Origin of the sequence: Akkermansia sp. UBA7090 (assembly GCF_002493465.1) — a bacterium.
GTDB lineage: Bacteria > Verrucomicrobiota > Verrucomicrobiia > Verrucomicrobiales > Akkermansiaceae > Akkermansia > Akkermansia muciniphila_A.
The window spans coordinates 16668-34016 of record NZ_DKYW01000003.1 but is presented as its reverse complement, the minus strand read 5'-3'; the positions used below and the strand labels follow the sequence as shown (position 1 = coordinate 34016).

At 55.7% G+C, this 17349-nt stretch carries 17 protein-coding genes; 3 read left to right on the top strand and 14 right to left on the bottom strand.

The window, feature by feature from the left end; translation table 11 throughout:
• Window positions 1–3 precede the first annotated feature (3 nt).
• The 6 genes from yidC to B3075_RS00595 form a co-directional block, all read right to left on the bottom strand.
• Complete coding sequence (yidC, locus tag B3075_RS00620) at window positions 4–1890, bottom strand: membrane protein insertase YidC (protein ID WP_290489608.1); 1887 nt, start codon at window positions 1888–1890, stop codon at window positions 4–6.
• Between the two features lie 56 nt (window positions 1891–1946).
• Window positions 1947–2195, bottom strand: coding sequence for a membrane protein insertion efficiency factor YidD (yidD, locus tag B3075_RS00615; RefSeq protein WP_094135554.1), 249 nt, complete (start codon window positions 2193–2195; stop codon window positions 1947–1949).
• Entirely contained in the window at window positions 2192–2563 is a 372-nt protein-coding gene (gene rnpA / locus B3075_RS00610; RefSeq protein WP_290489609.1) for a ribonuclease P protein component, read from the bottom strand. The genes yidD and rnpA overlap by 4 nt, the downstream gene beginning before the upstream one ends.
• 64 nt (window positions 2564–2627) lie before the next feature.
• Window positions 2628–2813: a 50S ribosomal protein L34 gene (gene rpmH, locus B3075_RS00605; protein WP_012420297.1), complete on the bottom strand. Its 186-nt coding sequence runs from the start codon at window positions 2811–2813 to the stop codon at window positions 2628–2630.
• 210 nt (window positions 2814–3023) lie between these two features.
• The gene (locus B3075_RS00600) at window positions 3024–5135 is read right to left on the bottom strand and encodes a glutamine synthetase III (protein ID WP_290489610.1); all 2112 of its coding nucleotides are present in this window, start codon (window positions 5133–5135) and stop codon (window positions 3024–3026) included.
• Window positions 5136–5284: 149 nt separating this feature from the next.
• Window positions 5285–5410, bottom strand: a complete 126-nt coding sequence (locus B3075_RS00595) for a hypothetical protein (RefSeq protein ID WP_290489611.1) — start codon at window positions 5408–5410, stop codon at window positions 5285–5287.
• 160 nt (window positions 5411–5570) lie between these two features.
• On the opposite strand from B3075_RS00595, the gene B3075_RS00590 reads away from it, so the two are divergent.
• On the top strand, window positions 5571–7721 hold the full coding sequence (locus B3075_RS00590; protein ID WP_290489612.1) for a GDSL-type esterase/lipase family protein: 2151 nt from the start codon (window positions 5571–5573) through the stop codon (window positions 7719–7721).
• A gap of 25 nt (window positions 7722–7746) precedes the next feature.
• Window positions 7747–9273 carry an amylo-alpha-1,6-glucosidase gene (locus tag B3075_RS00585; protein WP_290489613.1) on the top strand — a complete coding sequence of 509 codons (1527 nt, stop codon included), beginning with the start codon at window positions 7747–7749 and terminating at the stop codon, window positions 9271–9273.
• A gap of 69 nt (window positions 9274–9342) precedes the next feature.
• Here B3075_RS00585 and B3075_RS00580 read toward each other — a convergent pair whose 3' ends face one another.
• The 5 genes from B3075_RS00580 to B3075_RS00560 are packed head-to-tail and all read right to left on the bottom strand — an operon-like array spanning window position 9343 to window position 13671.
• The gene (locus B3075_RS00580; protein ID WP_290489614.1) at window positions 9343–10197 is read right to left on the bottom strand and encodes a D-hexose-6-phosphate mutarotase; all 855 of its coding nucleotides are present in this window, start codon (window positions 10195–10197) and stop codon (window positions 9343–9345) included.
• The gene (pdxH, locus tag B3075_RS00575) at window positions 10194–10832 is read right to left on the bottom strand and encodes a pyridoxamine 5'-phosphate oxidase (RefSeq protein ID WP_012420302.1); all 639 of its coding nucleotides are present in this window, start codon (window positions 10830–10832) and stop codon (window positions 10194–10196) included. The genes B3075_RS00580 and pdxH overlap by 4 nt, the downstream gene beginning before the upstream one ends.
• 21 nt (window positions 10833–10853) lie before the next feature.
• Complete coding sequence (gene nadC, locus B3075_RS00570; RefSeq protein ID WP_094135559.1) at window positions 10854–11717, bottom strand: carboxylating nicotinate-nucleotide diphosphorylase; 864 nt, start codon at window positions 11715–11717, stop codon at window positions 10854–10856.
• A 15-nt stretch (window positions 11718–11732) separates the two neighbouring features.
• A complete protein-coding gene (locus B3075_RS00565; RefSeq protein WP_094135560.1) occupies window positions 11733–12626 on the bottom strand; it encodes a polyprenyl synthetase family protein in 894 nt (297 codons plus the stop codon).
• Window positions 12627–12660: 34 nt separating this feature from the next.
• Window positions 12661–13671: an aspartate-semialdehyde dehydrogenase gene (locus B3075_RS00560; RefSeq protein WP_094135561.1), complete on the bottom strand. Its 1011-nt coding sequence runs from the start codon at window positions 13669–13671 to the stop codon at window positions 12661–12663.
• 15 nt (window positions 13672–13686) lie between these two features.
• On the opposite strand from B3075_RS00560, the gene B3075_RS00555 reads away from it, so the two are divergent.
• Window positions 13687–13977, top strand: a complete 291-nt coding sequence (locus B3075_RS00555; RefSeq protein WP_143245523.1) for a hypothetical protein — start codon at window positions 13687–13689, stop codon at window positions 13975–13977.
• A gap of 175 nt (window positions 13978–14152) precedes the next feature.
• Here B3075_RS00555 and B3075_RS00550 read toward each other — a convergent pair whose 3' ends face one another.
• The 3 genes from B3075_RS00550 to trxB form a co-directional block, all read right to left on the bottom strand.
• Window positions 14153–14842, bottom strand: a complete 690-nt coding sequence (locus B3075_RS00550; RefSeq protein WP_094135563.1) for a hypothetical protein — start codon at window positions 14840–14842, stop codon at window positions 14153–14155.
• Between the two features lie 101 nt (window positions 14843–14943).
• Complete coding sequence (locus B3075_RS00545; RefSeq protein WP_094135582.1) at window positions 14944–16323, bottom strand: L-serine ammonia-lyase; 1380 nt, start codon at window positions 16321–16323, stop codon at window positions 14944–14946.
• A gap of 70 nt (window positions 16324–16393) precedes the next feature.
• A complete protein-coding gene (gene trxB, locus B3075_RS00540; RefSeq protein WP_256943696.1) occupies window positions 16394–17347 on the bottom strand; it encodes a thioredoxin-disulfide reductase in 954 nt (317 codons plus the stop codon).
• Between the last annotated feature and the right edge of the window lie 2 nt (window positions 17348–17349).

The window sequence follows — 17349 nt, the reverse complement described above, 5'->3', positions numbered from 1 at the left end:
TTCCTACTTTTTAGGCGTTATATTGCGCATATTGCGGCCTTTAGCTTGGCGCTGCTGTTCTTCCAGGGCCGCGCGCTGCTGCTCCATCATCTTTTGGAAAAAGCCCGACTTCTTCTTTTTGGCGGGGGAAAGCACGGGCATGGGCAGGCGGCGGATAAGGGCCGTTTGTCCTATGGAGATCAAATTCTGCGTGGTCCAGTACAGGGCCAGGGCGGAAGCGAAATTGTAACAGAACAGGAAGAACATCACAGGCATCAGGTTCATGATAATGCGCTGGGAGCGTTCCCCCGCCTGAGGCGTCATCCTCATCTGGATAATCATGGTTACGGCCATGATGAGGGGCAGAATATTGATGGGAATGCCGAACAGGTGGCCCACGGTATCAGGCAGGGAGAGATCCGTCATCCACAGGCAGAAGGGCTGGCCCCTCAGTTCCGCGGAATACTGGAGCACTCGGTAGAAGGCGAAGAAGATGGGAATCTGGATGAGCATGGGGACGCAGCCGCTGGCCGGGTTGATGCCGTATTTTTGGTACAGCTTCATCATTTCCATGTTCACCTTTTGAGGGTCGTCCGGATATTTCTCCTTGAGTTTGACCATCTCCGGCTGAACCAGGGACATGCGTTTCATGGCCATATAGGATTTTTTGTGCAGCGGCCAGATAAGAGCGCGGACAACGATGGTCATGCAGATGATGGCCACGCCCCAGTTGCCGAACCACCCGTGGAAGAGGTTGAGCAGCCAGTTCATCGGAACGCTCAGGAATACGAGCCAGCCGTATGCCATGATATCGCTGATGGCGGGATAGGAGAGATTCAGGTCACGCAGGTAGGCGTTGAATTTGGGGCCGGTGTAAATGTCATAGGTGAGTGTCTTGATTTCATTGGGGGCCATGGTCAGATTGGGGATTCCCATGGCTACGGTGACGCCGGGCACCAGGGCGTTGCCTTCATGCGTCAGAGGGAATTCCTGGCGGGTGGCGTACACCGTGGAGCCCCTGGACTGATCCTGGGGAAGAAGAATGGTGGCGTAATACTGGCTCATGACGCCGGCATAAGTCAGGTCCTGAAGGGGGCCTTCCAGGACGCGGGCCTTGGCGCTGCTGAAAAAGCCGCCCGTGAAATAGGAAGGCACTTCCTGTTCCAGGGAGCCGTCCGCGTGGTAAAAGAAATGGGTGTAGGTATCTTTGGGTTCGCTTTTGGCGATGGGGTAGGCGCTCCCGCCGAAGATGCCCATATAGCGCAGATCCTGGACATTGGGAGATTTATTGAGCAGGGAGACAGTCAGGCGAATGAGGTATTTGCTGCCGGGCAGTACTTCCCCTTCCAGATTTTTGACGGGGTGCAGGGTGTACGTTTTGGAGATGAAAAGCTGCCGTGCGGGGTCATAGCCTTCCAGGGTTACGGAGTCAGCCGTGCGTTTCACTTCCTTATACACGGTATTGTCATAGGAAGGATCCTGGGTGGCGTCCATGTTGAAGACGAGTTCTCCGATGCCCCGCTGCTGGGCTTCGTTGATCGTGATGTTATGGTCCGCGACTTTTTGGGAGTCCACAATGTCGTTGTGCAGGGTAACCGTACCGATAGAGCCTCCTATGCGGTTGAACTTGTAAGTGATGAAAGGTTCCTGCCTGCCGTTCACTTCCTGCGTGGCTACCAGAGTGATTGGAGCGGTTTTGTCTTCTTCAAGGGCTTTATTGACGGAGGGCTGTTCCGGGGCGGAGGTCCCAGCTCCGGGGAGGCCACCGGTAACCGGGGCATTGGCTGCGGCGGCAGCCGTCTGCGGTGCGGGAATGGTGGCGGTTTCAGCCTTTTTATTGTTGCCCATGTAAATATTCAGGCCCAGAAGGGCGGCGCAAATGCCAATGATGATCCATGCTGTGCGATCCATAATGTGATATAGCTTGATTGGAGTTGGTGAAAGGAAAAGGAAAGAAGGGTAATTGATCAGCGTGGGGGACGCGCCGGGGGCACAGGATCATAACCTGATCCGCCCCACGGGTTGCATCTTAAAATACGCCATGTGCCAAGAAGAAAGCCGCGCCAGGCGCCGTGGATGCGGACGGCCTGGATGAAGTACTGGGAACAGGTGGGCGTATAGCGGCAGCCGCTCCCGGGCCCCCCCAGGGCATGCAGGGGAGCGCTGATGAAGGTTTGGTACCCCTTCACAAGGGTGATGAGCAGCCATTTCATCATGTCTTGTCTTGTTCCCGGGAAAGAAGTTGCAGTTTGAGTTTGCGGGCGGCTTTCCGCCAGTCCCGTTCCAGGTCGGCGTAGCTGGCTTTCACGGCCCGCCAGCGGAGGACGCACACCAGGTGTACGCCGTTTTCAAAAGGAGCCCCGTGCGCCCTCAGTATTTCCCTCACGCGCCTTCGCAGTTTGTTGCGGACAACGGCGCAGCCGATTTTTTTCGTACAGATGATGCCGAATTTGGAGGGTTCCTCCGGGCGCTCCAACAGGGCCGCGCTTAAAACAATAAGCCGACCTGCTACGGATGGTCCCTCGTTGCGTACCCGGGCAAATTGAAATGCCCTGGTCATGCTTTGTTGACGAGTAAGACGCATCTCCCGCGGGTCGGCCCGTGAAAAGAAGTTCCAAGGAGGCGTTAACCGGATCCTTGCGGCTGGATTAACGGCCGTGCTGGATGGTGTGGCGCTTGTACTGGATTTCGGCTCCCTTGGGAAGCAGGCGCTTGCGGCCTTTAGCGCGGCGGCGGCGGATGATGTCCGCTCCGTTCTTGGTGGCCATGCGTGCACGGAATCCGAACTGACGCTTGCGGCAACGCTTGGATGGTTGATAAGTCCTCTTGCTCATGATGTTGAAAGATGCTTCTTGTGAATTACTAGATTCAGTGCCGTCCGTCTAAGCGGCCTATGCACAACCGGACGGAAAGGATAACTATTTTGATTGTTTTGTCAATCCGTCAGGCGATTAATTTGCCGTTTTTCTTGGGGAAAGCACGGGGATAAGTAATCTTTATGATTGATAGACAGTGTTTTTCTATTTCAGAAAAGACCGCTTGCTTTACAGGAAGAGCAGTTCCGCATATGTGGGAACGGGCCAAAGGTTTGCGTCCGTCAAGCCTTCCAGCATATCAATGGTGCTTCTCAAATTGTCCATGCCCGTCTGGATGGCCTTGGTATCGGCTTCATCCACGGCGCGGCGCAGTTCCCGCACCTGGTCGGGGAGAAGGTCCAGCAGCGTGCCGATTTGGTTGGCGCGGTCCGTAGTGGCTTTTATTCCCGCCTTGATGCCGGATGCCTTCATCTGGGCAATGGCGTTGGTAAGCTGCGTGAGCTGTTCCGTTACGGCGGGGATGTAAAGGGTTTCCACCATCAGGAGGGCCGTTTCCGCTTCAATGTTGATTTCCTTGTGGAATATTTCCGTCTGGATTTCATGGCGGGCGTGGAGTTCTACGGGGCTGACCACTTTATATTTTTCAAAAAGCGCCCTGGCCTTGGGCGTTTCCAGAGCGGCTAGAGCTTCAATGGTGCCGGGGATGTTGGGGAGATTGCGGCGTTCCGCTTCCTCGACCCAGGCTTCTCCGTAGCCGTCTCCGCTGAATAGAATGCGCTTATGCTTCTTGATGATGTTTTGAAGAAGCTTGTTGAGGGTGGCGTGGAATTCCTCGGGCTTGTCCTTGACGGGTTCCAGGATGGTGCAGATTTCATCCAGGCTTTCCGCTACAATGGTGTTGAGCACCGTCATGGGCCATGCACAGGTTTGGGAGGAACCTACGGCGCGGAATTCGAATTTGTTGCCCGTGAAGGCGAAGGGGCTGGTGCGGTTCCGGTCGGAGGCGTCCAGGGGGAACATGGGCAGGGTGTCCACGCCGATGTTGATGGTCTTTTGAGTGCGCGCTTTTTTAGCGCTTCCTTTCTCAATTTGCTCAATGATGTCATCCAGCAAATCTCCCAGGAAGATGGAAATGATGGCCGGAGGCGCTTCATGAGCGCCCAGGCGGTGTTCATTGCCGGATTTGGCGACGGAGGCGCGCAGCAGATCCGCATGTTCGTCCACGGCCTTGATGGTTGCGCAGAGCAGGGTGAGGAAGATGGCGTTTTCCTGCGGGCTGGAACCGGGATTGAGCAGGCTCCCGTAACCGGGGGCGGAGAGGGACCAGTTGTTGTGCTTGCCGGAGCCGTTCATGCCGGAGAAGGGCTTTTCATGCAGCAGGCAGACCATATCATGCTTGTTGGCGGTTTTCCGGAGCACCTCCATGACCAGCATATTGTGATCCACGGCCAGGTTCTGGCTTTCAAAAATGGGCGCGATTTCAAACTGGCCAGGAGCGACTTCATTGTGGCGCGTTTTGGCGGGGATGCCGAGTTTCCAGAGGGCTTCGTCCACGTCCACCATGAATTCCAGCACGCGGTCCTTGATGGAGCCGAAGTAGTGGTCTTCCATCTGCTGGTGCTTGGGGGGCACATTGCCGAAAAGGGTGCGTCCGCACATCATCAGGTCCGGGCGCAGGGCATAAAGCTGTTTGTCCACCAGGAAGTATTCCTGTTCCGCCCCCAGGTCGGCGCTGACGTGAATGTTGTCCGGACCGCCGAAGCAGGAAAGCAGCCGCTTGGCCTGCCGGGTGACGGCAGTCATGGATCTCAGGAGCGGCGTTTTTTTGTCCAGCGCCTGTCCCTTGTAAGAGCAGAAGGCGGTAGGGATGCAGAGCGTGGCGCCGTTTTCCGTCCGTTTGATGAAGGCGGGGCTGGTGGGGTCCCATGCGGTATAGCCGCGTGCTTCAAAGGTGGCGCGGAGACCGCCGGAAGGGAAGCTGGAGGCGTCCGGTTCGCCCTGAACCAGGCTCTTGCCGGAAAATTTGAGTTCCAGATTTCCTTCCGGGTCCACGTCCACAAAAGAGTCGTGCTTTTCCGCCGTGCTTCCATTGAGAGGCTGGAACCAGTGCGTGTAGTGGCTGGCTCCCTTTTCCAGAGCCCACGTCATCATGGCCTGAGCCACTTCATTGGCGATGTCGGGGTCCAGTTTTTCGTCCTTGCGGATGGTAGCCAGCAGTTTTTTGTAAACGGGCCGGGGCAGGTAATTGCGCATGGTCTCCATGTTGAAGACATCCTGACCGTAAATTTCCGCAATAAAGGTTGCGGCGTTGCCAACATCGGAAGGTGGGTTTGTATGCATCTTGATAGGGAACGCGCCAAAAGGCTCGGAACATACCAAACCTTAAAAGAGACTTTTTGGCAAGCCGAATCCTGCCCTATTTCTTCAGGACAAGGACTTCTTCCGCCTCCATCCGTTTTCGGGAGGAAGCGTAAACGGTTTTCCGGTTTTTATGGGTCTCCGGCGGCAATGGGGAAATTGGGGAAGGGGGGGACGCTGTAAAGGAAGGAATAGTCCGTGATTGTCGGGAAGTGGGCAGGGCCGGAATTGGTGAAATGCCGGGTTTTTTGTTTCATGAAACGGTACAGGAACTTGCCGATCGGCATTTTCCCGTATCTTGCAAGAAATCTATTTCGTTTTCAGTAGTAATAAGTACAACCATATTATTGTGAAATGCGTTTATTGTTAATGCTAAATTGTTTATTGTCGGTCCTGCTGTGTTTTTTGGGAGGGGGTATGCTGCTTCATGCCCAACCTTTGAATAAGAGCCGGATTGCCATTCTGGGTGACAGTATTGCTTATGCGGGCCCATGGGCGAATGAGGTGGAAAACGCCTTGAAAGCCGATAAAAAGTTTGCGGGCTGCGAGATTGTCAACTTTGCCGTTCCCAGCGAGACGGTAGCCGGGTTGAGCGAGTATGGCCATGCGGGCGGCAGATTCCCCCGCCCGTGCCTGCATGAGCGCCTTGACCGGGTTCTCAAGATGTACCGCCCACAACTGATTCTGGCATGCTACGGGATGAATGACGGCCTTATGCAGGCATTTGACAAGGCGCGTTTTCAAGCGTACCAGGAAGGGAATATCCGCCTTAAAGAGGCTGCCGACGCGGTAAAAGCGGAGGTTGTCTTCATTACTCCTCCATTGTTCCGGGGAGATTCCGCTGAACAGGCTGAGTACGACGCCGTATTGGGCAAGTACGCGGAATGGCTGGTTTCTAAAAGAAAAAATGGCTGGAAGGTCATTGATATCCGTCCCGGACTTCGGAAGCTCATTGCCAGTGAGAAGTCCGGAAATCCCGGGTTCAGGTATTCCGGTGACGGCGTGCACCCCGGCCCGGAAGGGCACCACATGATTGCCCGGGAGGTTATTGCCGGGTTGGTTCCGGAGCTCGGCCTTGATGCGGAAGTCGCGAAAAAAGAGAACCGCCCGACGCCGGAGACGATGAAAAAACATGAAGAAGCCCGAAACGCATGGCTGGTCAAAACAAAACATGCACGCCCGGAGATTCCGGGGTATGACCGGGAGATGGCCAGGCGCCAATTCCCTAAAACGGTTTCCTCCTGGAACGGTTTTCTGCGGGAGGAGTTTACCATAGGAGGCCGCAGGGCATTCATCGTCTTTCCCGACAAGCCTGCTGCCCCAGGAAAAGAACAGTTGTGGATATGGCGCCCGCAATTTTTCGATTATAAGCCTGTCGCGGATCTTGAATTGGTGAAACGCGGTTACGCGGCGGTATTTATCAGCATGGAAGACCTTTACGGTTCTCCCAAGGCCATGGGGGTTATGGATCAATTTTACAAGTACCTGGTGGATGAACGCCAATTTTCCGGAAAACCGGTATTGATCGGACTGAGCCGTGGAGGCCTTTATGCGCTGAACTGGGCGGAAAAGAATCCTTTGTGCGTGGCTGGAGTTTATGTGGATGCCCCCGTCTGTGATTTCAAAAGCTGGCCGGCGGGCAGAGGCAAGGGCAAAGGTTCGCCGGATGACTGGAACAAATGCCTGCGCGCTTATGGCTTTAATGAACAGCAGGCTTTGTCCTATCAAGGTAATCCCGTGGACAATATGCGCGGCATGGCTAAAGCCGGAATTCCTTTGTTGTTCATTTCCCGGACGGAAGATGATGTAGTCCCTATTGAAGAGAATACGGATATTTTCGCCAAGCGTTACGCCAGGCTGGGAGGCCCCGTAAAAGTTGTCCGCCGTCCCGGCGGCCACCATCCGCACGGTTTTGACAACCCTGCCCATATTGTAGACTTTGTTCTTTCCGTTACCGGACAGCCTGTCCCCTTGCGCATTGCGTGCCTGGGAGACAGCAATACGTTCGGGGCGGGAGTGGCCGGAGCCAATAAGGACGTTTTACGCTGGAGCCATCTTCTGGAGCAAAAGCTGAAGAAGGAATTCAAACAGAAGGAAGTGGATGTGCTGAATTGTGGGATAAACGGGCGTACCCTTTTAACCAGGGGGGACCTTCCGTATATCAAAACAGGCGAGTACCGGAACGCGCTCAATTCTCATGCGCAGATTGCCATTATCGCTTTAGGCACCAATGACGCCAAACCGCAGAACAGGAAATTCCTGTCCGAGTTTAAGCAGAATTATTCCGACATCATCGCCAAACTGAGGGAAAACATGCCCGGCATTCAAATCTATTGCGCAATACCTCTTCCCTCATGGCAGTCTCCCAGCCAAATTGACAAGGAAACGGTGGAAACTAAGATCGTCCCTCTTGTGAAGCAGGTCGCGAGGGATAACCAATGTAAAACCATCGACTTCTTTACCCCTTTTCAGAATAAACCGGAACTTTTTCCCGATGGCGTTCATCCCGATGCCAATGGGCAGGTGATCATGGCTGATATTGCATTCCGGGAACTTCTGAAAAAATAACCTTTAATTCAGTAAACAAAAAATAATGATGAACGCTAAACTATCGGCAATCACAGGTTCGGTTCTCCTGCTGTCAGCCCCGTTGCAGGGATTTTCCGCGACAACCCATCCGGATTCCTGCATTAACCGGGATTGGAAAAAAGAGATTCCCCTTCCGGTGCATCCAAACCGGGAAATGGTGGATCTTTATCATAAGACATGGGAAATTGCGGCAGGCCGCGTCAGAAAAGGGCCGGAAGGCCTTCCCGCGTCCCCTTATATGGATGAGAATTGCTATGAAGATCAAATATGGATATGGGATACCTGTTTCATGGTGCTTTTCGCCAAATATGCGCCCAGGTCATTTCCCGGAGTTGAGAGTTTGGATAACCTTTACAAGCCTGTTCACGAAAAAGCCGTTACTCCGCTTAAGGTCCATTTGGTGGACAATCCCCCGTTATTTGCGTGGGTGGAGAAAGAATATTTTGACTTCACCGGTGATAAGAACCGCCTGGATGATCTCTTGAATAAGAAGCAATATCTGCAAAAGCACTTCAACTGGTTTGCCCAGGCCAAATCAGGGGAACGGTTTGCGTGTTCTCCTCAGAACATCCACTTGAATTCCATCGGCGCTGACGGATTTACCTGGACGGGGGGAGCGAGCGGAATGGATAATACTCCCCGCGGGCGTGACGCCGGCGGCTATCGTAACGTTTTATGGGTGGATGCCATTTCCCAGCAGGCGCTCAGCGCCCGCTGCATTGCCGATATGGAGCAGGCTCTGGGCAATGCGGACGAAGCTAAGAAATGGAATATTGAATATGAAGCGCTTAAGAACAAGATTAACCATCTTTACTGGGATAAGAAGGAGGGATTTTACTACGATGTAACCATCTCGGACAAACGGCCCTGCCGCGTTAAAACCATTGCATCCTACTGGCCCCTTCTGGCTCAGGTCGCCTCCAGGGAACAGGCTCAAAGCATGGTCAGGCATTTGATGAATCCCGAAGAATTCGGAGGCAGTTATCCGACTCCTTCCCTGGCCCGTTCAGATAAGGATTATCATCATCAGACCGGGGATTATTGGAGAGGGGGGATTTGGCTGCCGACGACGTATATGACCATTAAGGCTATTGAAAAGTATGGCTATCATGAAGAAGCCGACGCTATTGCCGAGAAGGTTATCAGCCAGCAGCTTGCCGCTTACAGGAACATAGAGCCGCATACCATCTGGGAGTGCTATAGCCCAAGCGGAAATGCTCCTTCCACGGAACACGGACGCCGTGTAAGACCGGAATTTTGCGGCTGGTCAGCCCTAGGGCCGATTTCCCTGTTTATTGAAAATGTGCTGGGATTCAAGGAAGTGTCCGCAGCCAGAAAAGAAGTGCGGTGGAGGTTGAAAAAAAACAAGGGCCGTCATGGGATCAAAAATTTGAGATTTGGCGGCATTGCAACCGATATTGTTTTTGATGGGAAAGGCACGGTATCGGTCAGGTCGAATGCCTCTTACTCTTTAATCATTAATGACAGTAATTATTCAGTGAAGAAAGGGGATACTGAAATTCAACTGTAAGGGCTTTTCAGGAAGGTCAACAAGGGGGTGCCCCGGAATGTTACTGGAGAGGTAATGCTGCCTGCCGTTTTAACAAGGGGAACAAGCTTCCTCCATATGCTTTACGGAAATTTTCTGATAAAGGGTATGGGTCTGCCCGGGAGCAAGGGAAATGGAACGGGGCGCCGCATTCCCCGTTTCAATGCACAGGAATTTATTCCAGGATTCCGCGCCCAGGTCCGCCATGTTGCCGGCGCCCTGTTGTCCGGGATTCCAGACGATGACGGAAGAGGCATGGTTCCGCTCCACCGTGATGGCACGGTTCAACATAAGGTCTTCCAGTATTGTTTTTCCCGAATAGGAAGGGATGTCGTAAACGCGGTCCAGACACCCCAACGGCGCCAGCGGGCGTTCTCCGTGTTTCATGGGCTGGGCGGCTTCTTCCCGGAACGGGATGTCTTCCAGCCCGTGAACGCGGCATTTGGTCAGGTTGCCGACGGCAAAATAGTTGTGGAAGGCTTCCGTGAGTTTGCAGGGCTGCGTGCGCGCCGTGGTTTCCAGTTTCATGGTCAGCGTGCTGCCCAGTGTAAGGCGCAGGATGGCGGCGGGATAGGATTCCTCTTCCGGATAGAAAGCGAGGGAAAGCAGGACATTGCCGCGCTTGTCCATTTCCTGGTGGTGGAGGCGCCATTCCGAAATGCGCGCTATGCCGTGGGACGGCGCGCCTTTCCGGGGGCCGAACCAGGGCCAGCAGACGGGAATTCCTCCGCGGATGGCTTTGCCGGGGGCAAAGGCTGCATTGGGAGAAAGAAAGAGGCATTCCTCATGCCCTTCCGGCTTCCATGAGGTGAGGTGCGCTCCCTGAAGGTACAGGGATGCCGTGCAGAGCGGTGTTGCCACGTCCAGGAAAGAAAGGCCCTGGGTTGTTGTGCGCCGGGAGATCATGGCTGAAGGCGTTCAATGGTCCAGGAACCGTTTTCCTGAAGTTTGTACATGAAACGGTCATGCACGCGGCCGGGGCCGCCCTGCCAGAATTCAAAGGTGTCCGGGATGATTCGGTAGCCGCCCCAGAAGGAGGGCAGGGGAATTTCCCCCTTGGAGAATTTGTTTTTCAGCTCCATCAGCTTCATTTCCAACAGTTTTCTCCCGGAGATGACGGAGCTCTGGTGTGAAACCCACGCTCCAAGCTGGGATTCCTTGGGGCGGGTGAGGAAATATTTCAGGGATTCCGCGCGGGAAACTTTAACGGCTTTTCCGTAAATGATGATCTGGCGTTCCAGCATGACCCAGGGAAGCATCATGCAGACCTGCGGATTTTCTTCAATGTCACGGGCCTTGTGGCTGCCGTAGTTGGTGAAGAAAACAAAGCCCGTCCTGTCAAAATATTTGAGCAGCACGGTGCGCAGGGACGGTCTGCCCTGCGCATCCGCCGTGGCCAGGGAAAAAGCGTTGGGTTCCGGAATATCCGCTTTCAGGGCCTGTTCAAACCAGGTTTGAAATTGTTCAAAGGGATTTTCCGCCAGATCTTTTCTGTGCAGCTGGCCTTTGAGGTATTCTTCTCTGAAATTAGACAGGTCCATGACGTAGGGAATGATGAGGGGTTATTCTACGCTGAAATCCAGCCCCAGATCCAGGGAGGGGGCGGAGTGGGTCACATAGCCTACGGAGACAAAATCTACGCCGGATTCCGCAATGGCGGCTACCGTGTCCAGATGAACGCCTCCGCTGGCCTCCATCAGGGGGGTGGTGCGTTCTCCGCGCATGGCGACGGCCTGTTTCAGCATTTCCGGCGTCATATTGTCCAGAAGGATATGGTCCACGCCTTCCAGTTTAAGGAAGGTAGCCACCTGTTCCAGGGTGTCCGCTTCCAGCTGGATTTCCACGCCGGGCTTTTCCTTCCGCAGCCTGTTGATGCATTCCTGAAGGTGTCCCGTATTCCCGTCCGTCATCAGGTGGTTGTCTTTCACCATGGCGCGGTCATAAAGGCCCATGCGGTGGTTGGTGCCTCCGCCATGAACGACGGCCGCTTTTTCCAGCAGACGGTAACCGGGGGTGGTTTTGCGGGTATCCAGAATGCGGGCGCTGGTGTGGGAAACGGCTTTCACGTATTGTCTGGTGAGCGTAGCTACTCCGGAAAGACGCTGGATGAAGTTAAGGGCGGTGCGTTCCGCCCCCAGGATGGAGCGGGCGGAGCCTTCAATGAGCATCACCACGGCGCCGGGCGCCACGGCTTCCCCGTCGTGCAGGTAAACTTCCACCTTCAGGGAGGGATCCACCTTGCGGAAAACTTCCGCCGCGACATTGACGCCGGAAAGAACGCCTTTTTTCCGGGGAGTCAAAATAGCCCTGGCTGTCAGATGTTCCGGGACGAAATAGGTGGAAGTCACGTCGCCGGAGCCGAAGTCTTCGGCCAGCGCCAGATTGATCAGGGTTTCTACGTTGTCGGATACGGTTTCTGAGGACATGAAAGAAGAAGCGGCTTAATATTCGCGGTTAAGAAGATAATTGGCCAGTTCCACCAGGCGGGCGCGGCGTTCTTCCGGGAAGATCATCAGGGCATCCAGAGCCGCTTGGGTGCGGCATTTGGCTTCGGAACGGGCGCCATCCAGGCCGATCAGGGACGGACAGGTGGATTTCCGGGAATTGACGTCCTTGCCGGCGGTCTTGCCGAGTTTTTCCGTGGACGCCGTCAGATCCAGAATGTCGTCAATCACCTGGAAAGCCAGTCCCAGGTTGTAACCGAAGTCCGTCAGAGCTTCCAACTGGGCTTCCGTGGCGTTTGCGGACATGCCGCCGAAGCGAAGGGCCGTGGTCAGCAGGGCGGCCGTCTTCCCTTCGTACACGGTGCGCACTTCCGGCTCGGAGAGCTGCTTGCGCTCTCCCTCCAAATCCAGAATCTGGCCTCCAATGAGCATGGTGCTGCCGCCGGTGGCTGCCAGTTCCCTTACGTAGTCCCTGACGGTATAGCGTTCCGTGTCGTCCACCTGGGCGATTACGGCAAAAGCTTCCGTCAGCAGAGCGTCTCCCGCCAGAATGGCGACGCCTTCTCCGAAAGCCTTGTGGCTGGTGGGCTTCCCGCGGCGCAAATCATCGTTGTCCATGGCTGGCAGGTCGTCATGGATGAGGGAGTACGTATGCATCATTTCCACGGCGCAGGCGGGAACCAGGGCGTCCACCGCCAGGCCTCCGCAGGCCTCCGCCGCCGCCAGGCAAAGGACGGGGCGCATTCTTTTCCCACCCGCAAATATGCTGTAGCGCATGGCTTTATGGATGGTTTCGGGACTTTCGTCCTCTGCGGGCAACAGCCTGTCCAGCGCCGCGTCAATCAGGGCGCATTGTTCCGTGATGTAGTCGTTCAGAGATTGTTCACACATGGCGTTATGGGATAGGTGCGGGGGAGGAAGCGGTTCAGCGGTTGACCAGCAATTCCGCGATTTGTACGGCGTTGAGGGCGGCTCCTTTCCGGACCTGGTCGCCCACGACCCAGAGGGTCAGGGCATTGTCGATCGCCATGTCCATGCGCATGCGCCCCACGTAGCAGGTGTCTCCGTTGGTGCTGTCCAGCGGGGTAGGCCACACGCCCTCCGCAGGGTTGTCCATCAGGGCGACTCCGGGTTTGCCTTTATAGGCGCTGCGGGCCGTTTCCACGTCCACGGGTTTTTCAAACTGGGCGGTAACGGCGATGGAATGGGAACGGTAAACGGGCACGCGTACGCAGGTGCATGTTACCTTGAGTTCGGGCAGGGAGAGAATTTTACGGCCTTCATTGAGCATTTTAAGCTCTTCCTTGGTATAGCCGTTTTCCGCAAAGGAGTCGATCTGGGGAAGAAGGTTGAAGGCTATCTGGTGAGGATAAACATTTTTCACTACAGGGTGGCCGTCCACGACGGCGCGAACCTGGGCTTCCAGTTCCGCGATGCCGTGCTGGCCGCTGCCGGAAACCGCCTGGTAACTGGAGGCAATGACGGTTTTCAACCCGAAACGCTGATGCAGAGGGAAGAGGGCCATCAACGTGATGATGGTGGTGCAGTTCGGGTTGGCGATGATATTGCGGGGGTGGTTGAAAGCCGCTTCCGGGTTGATTTCCGGCACCACCAGGGGCACGTCCGGCTCCTGCCGGAAGGCGGAGGAATTATCAATGACCACGCAGCCCGCAGCAGCCGCGACAGGAGCGAATTTCAGGGAAATGCCTCCGCCTGCGCTGAACAGGGCGATGTCCACCCCATCAAAGGATTTTTCCGTCAATTCTTCCACAGTCAGCATTTTCCCGCGGAAAGCAACCTGTTTTCCGGCGGACCGGGCGGAGGCCAGAAGCTTCAGGGAACCTACGGGAAAATTGCGTGTTTCCAGGCAGGACAGGATTTCAACGCCCACCGCTCCGGTGGCGCCGACGATGGCAACATGGGGTGCTTGGTTCATGATTGTTGTCAGAGAATGACGGATGTTTTCCGTCCGCCCTCATTATACGGCAGCCCGGTCATATGGCAATACGATTGCAAGCCTTCAGGCTTAAAAATGAAAAAACTGCCCGAGATTTTACACCTCGGACAGTTGTTGAAAAACGGGAAAGATCGTGTTTTTTATTTCAGCGCTCAAGTCCAAGGACAAGTTCATATCTGTTTGACTCAGGCTGGAGGCGTGGTCGGCCAGTTGGCTGATTTGCCATTTTCCGTCTGGAAAACGATGTTAAGGGGCGCGAAGTTGACGCTAAATCTCCGCTGTTGATATCTTCTGGCCAGACAATGCAAGGTATTGTAGAAAATATCCTTTCTACAGTAGCGTCCCCCTTTATGTGACTTGTAGTTGCTATGGGGCATTTCAACGCCGCAACGCAACGCCGTAAACCTGAAGAGAATTAATCGGGAAGCGGTTTTTGAAGGAAAAGGGCGGTGCAAGACTGCTATTTAACCCATTTTCCCGCGCCTTCCGGCAGCCTGCCGTCAGAGACGGGGCCGTAGCGGGTGGATTCCGTGTTGCCCCAGAGGGGGACGCCTATGATGCGCTTCCACCAGCGGGACATGCTGGCCCCCGTATAGCAGCCGAAGCTCCAGCAATCGGACTGCGGCGTGAAAATATCCCGCCGTATCCTGTTCAGGTCCGTCTCATGGATCCATTCCGTGGAAACGGCCATGATATTGTTGCCGTAATCCAGCATCCACGCATAGCAGTTGGAATGGCCGAAGTAGTAAAAGGATTCCACCTTGTCGCCGCGGAAGCGCGGGGAGGCATTCAGCGCCCGGATGGCCTGGTCGGCGCTGTCCGCCCAGACGAGCTTGATTTTGTACTTGGAAGCCAGGTCCGCAATCCAGCGGGTGTAAGGTTTGCCGTCTTCCTTCCCCCGGGTTGCGTAACCGGGGCGGTAAACAATCCAGGTGATTCTGGCGGCAGGGTCTTGCTGCTGGATCTGGGCGATGCGAATGGTGGAGGCCCTGACAAAGTTGGCCCACCAGTTGTCATGCCTGTCAGGCTGTATTCTCAGTCCTTCCCATTGCCTGAGCGCGGGGCCGCCGCACATGACGACGTGAACGGCCCGGGACAGTCCCGTGCCGCCCAGCAACAGGGCCAGAGCGAGAAAGAGGCGTGAAAGCATGACCGCACCCTACCTTTGCTCCCCGTATCTGTCAATCCGGCGGAGCGTTTTTTACGGGAACAGACGCGCTTGGAAAACCAAGGGAGGATGTTCTTGCCTTCTCAGCAATTCACCACGTTGACGGCCAAGCCGCCCTGGGCGGTCTCCTTGTATTTGGATTGCATGTCCCTTCCGGTATCCAGCATGGTGCGGATGACTTTGTCCAGCGGGACAAAATGGGCGCCCGTTCCGCCCAGGGCCATGCGGGCGGCGTTGATGGCCTTGATGGCGGCAATGGCGTTGCGTTCGATGCAGGGTATCTGGACGAGGCCCGCAATAGGATCGCAGGTGAGCCCCAGATTGTGTTCCATGCCTATTTCCGCGGCGTTTTCCACCTGGTGGGGAGTTCCCCCCAGGTACTCCGCAAGCGCGGCGGCAGCCATGGAACAGGCTACGCCCACTTCTCCCTGGCAGCCTACGTCCGCGCCGGAAATGGAGGCGTTTTTCTTGTACAGGATGGCGATCCCCCCGGCGGTGAGCAGGAAACGATGCACGGCATCCGGGTACGGTGAAACACAGAATTTGGTGGCGTAATTAAGAACGGCCGGAACAATTCCCGCCGCTCCATTGGTCGGCGCGGTGACGATGCGGCCGCCAGCCGCGTTTTCCTCACTTACGGCAATGGCGTACAGATTGATCCAGTCCATAATGGAGAGAGGATCTTTCAAGGCCGATTCTCCGTGCACCAGAAGATTTTTGCGCAAAGTTTTGGCCCGGCGCGGAACCTGCAGAACGCCCGGCAGATTGCCGCGCGCGCTCATGCCGTTGGAGATGGACTGCTTCATCGTCGTCCAGATCAGATCCAGTTGTTCACGGACTTCCCGTTCCGGGAGCATGGCGCATTCGTTCGCCATGACAATGGAGGAAAGAGGGCATCCGCGCTCATCAGCCATGTGCAGCAGTTCATCCGCGGATTCATAAGGAAAAGGAAAGGTTTCCCGTTCCTTTTCCTCCGGATGCAGAAGTTCCTGTTCGGAAGAGACGAACCCGCCCCCCGTGGAATAAAATACCGCATCTTCAACCGGTTCTCCGTCCCGGTTGACGGCAGTGAACTGCATCCCGTTCGGATGCAGGCGCAGGGGCTGGTAGTGGGAAAGATCTAGGTCGCGGGAAGGAGAGAAACGGACGGTTTTTTCTTCCGTGACGGATAACGTTTCCTGCTGGTGCAGGCGGGCGATTTTACCGGGAATGCTGCGCGGCTCCACCGTATGGGGTTCCTCTCCCAGCAGCCCCAGCATGATGGCCGTATCCGTGCCGTGCCCATGTCCGGTAGCAGCCAGGGAGCCGTAGCATTCGCAGCGGATGCCTGAGATTTCCGCCAAACGCGGGGAGTGGCGTATTTGTTCCAGAAAGCGGTGCGCCGCCCGCATGGGCCCTACGGTATGGGAGGATGAGGGACCTATGCCGATGCTGAAAAGCTCAAAAATGCTGTAATGGTGCATGTCCGTTTTCCTGTAGCGGGGAAGGGCCGGAATTCCCAATGGGACTTCCGGCCCGTTCCGAAAGATGGGTTTACAGCCCCAGCAGGTAGCGTTCCGCTTCAATGGCGGCGCTGCAGCCCATCCCGGCGGAAGAAATGGCCTGGCGGTAATGAGGGTCCGCCACGTCTCCGGCAGCGAACAATCCCGGCGTCCTGGTCGCCATCAGCCCTGTTTCCCGGATGATGTAGCCGGCATCGTCCCGGTCCACCAGATCTCCCAGGAAAGAAGTGTTCGGCGTGTGCCCGATCGCCATGAAGACGCATTTGACGGGAAGCTCCGTTTCATCCCCTTCCACTACGTCCTTCAGCATGACGGCTTCCAGTTCTCCCTTGTCGTCCGTCTTATAGCTTACGATGGTGGAATTCCACATGGGGAAAATCTTTTCATTGGACAGCGTCCGTTCCGCCATGATTTTGGAAGCGCGGAGCGTGTCGCGGCGGTGGATCAGATACACCCGGGAGGCGAAGCGCGTCAGGAACATGGCTTCTTCACAGGCGCTGTCTCCTCCGCCAACCACGCACACAGGCACGTCACGGTAAAAGGCTCCGTCACAGGTCGCGCAGGCGGTGAGGCCGTGGCCTACCAGCCCTTCCTCTCCCGGGATGCCCAGATAGCGGGCGGACGCCCCCGTAGCTACAATGATGCTCCGGGTTTCGTAATTCTGGCCGCTGGTCTTCACGGTGAACAGTCCGGTGGCTTCATCCCTGACGACGCTCTTGACGTCCTCATATGCAAACCGGGTGCCGAATTTTTCCGCCTGCTGCTGCATCAGGAACATCAGGTCCGGCCCCATCACGCCGTCCGGAAAGCCGGGGAAGTTTTCCACTTCCGTCGTGGTGGTCAGCTGGCCGCCGATTTGAGAACCCGTGATCAGAAGCGGAGAGAGGTTGGCGCGGGCGGTGTAAATGGCCGCCGTGTAGCCGGCGCAACCGGCGCCGATGATAATGACTTGTTCGCTCATAATAGTATGTATGTCCGTTGCCATGG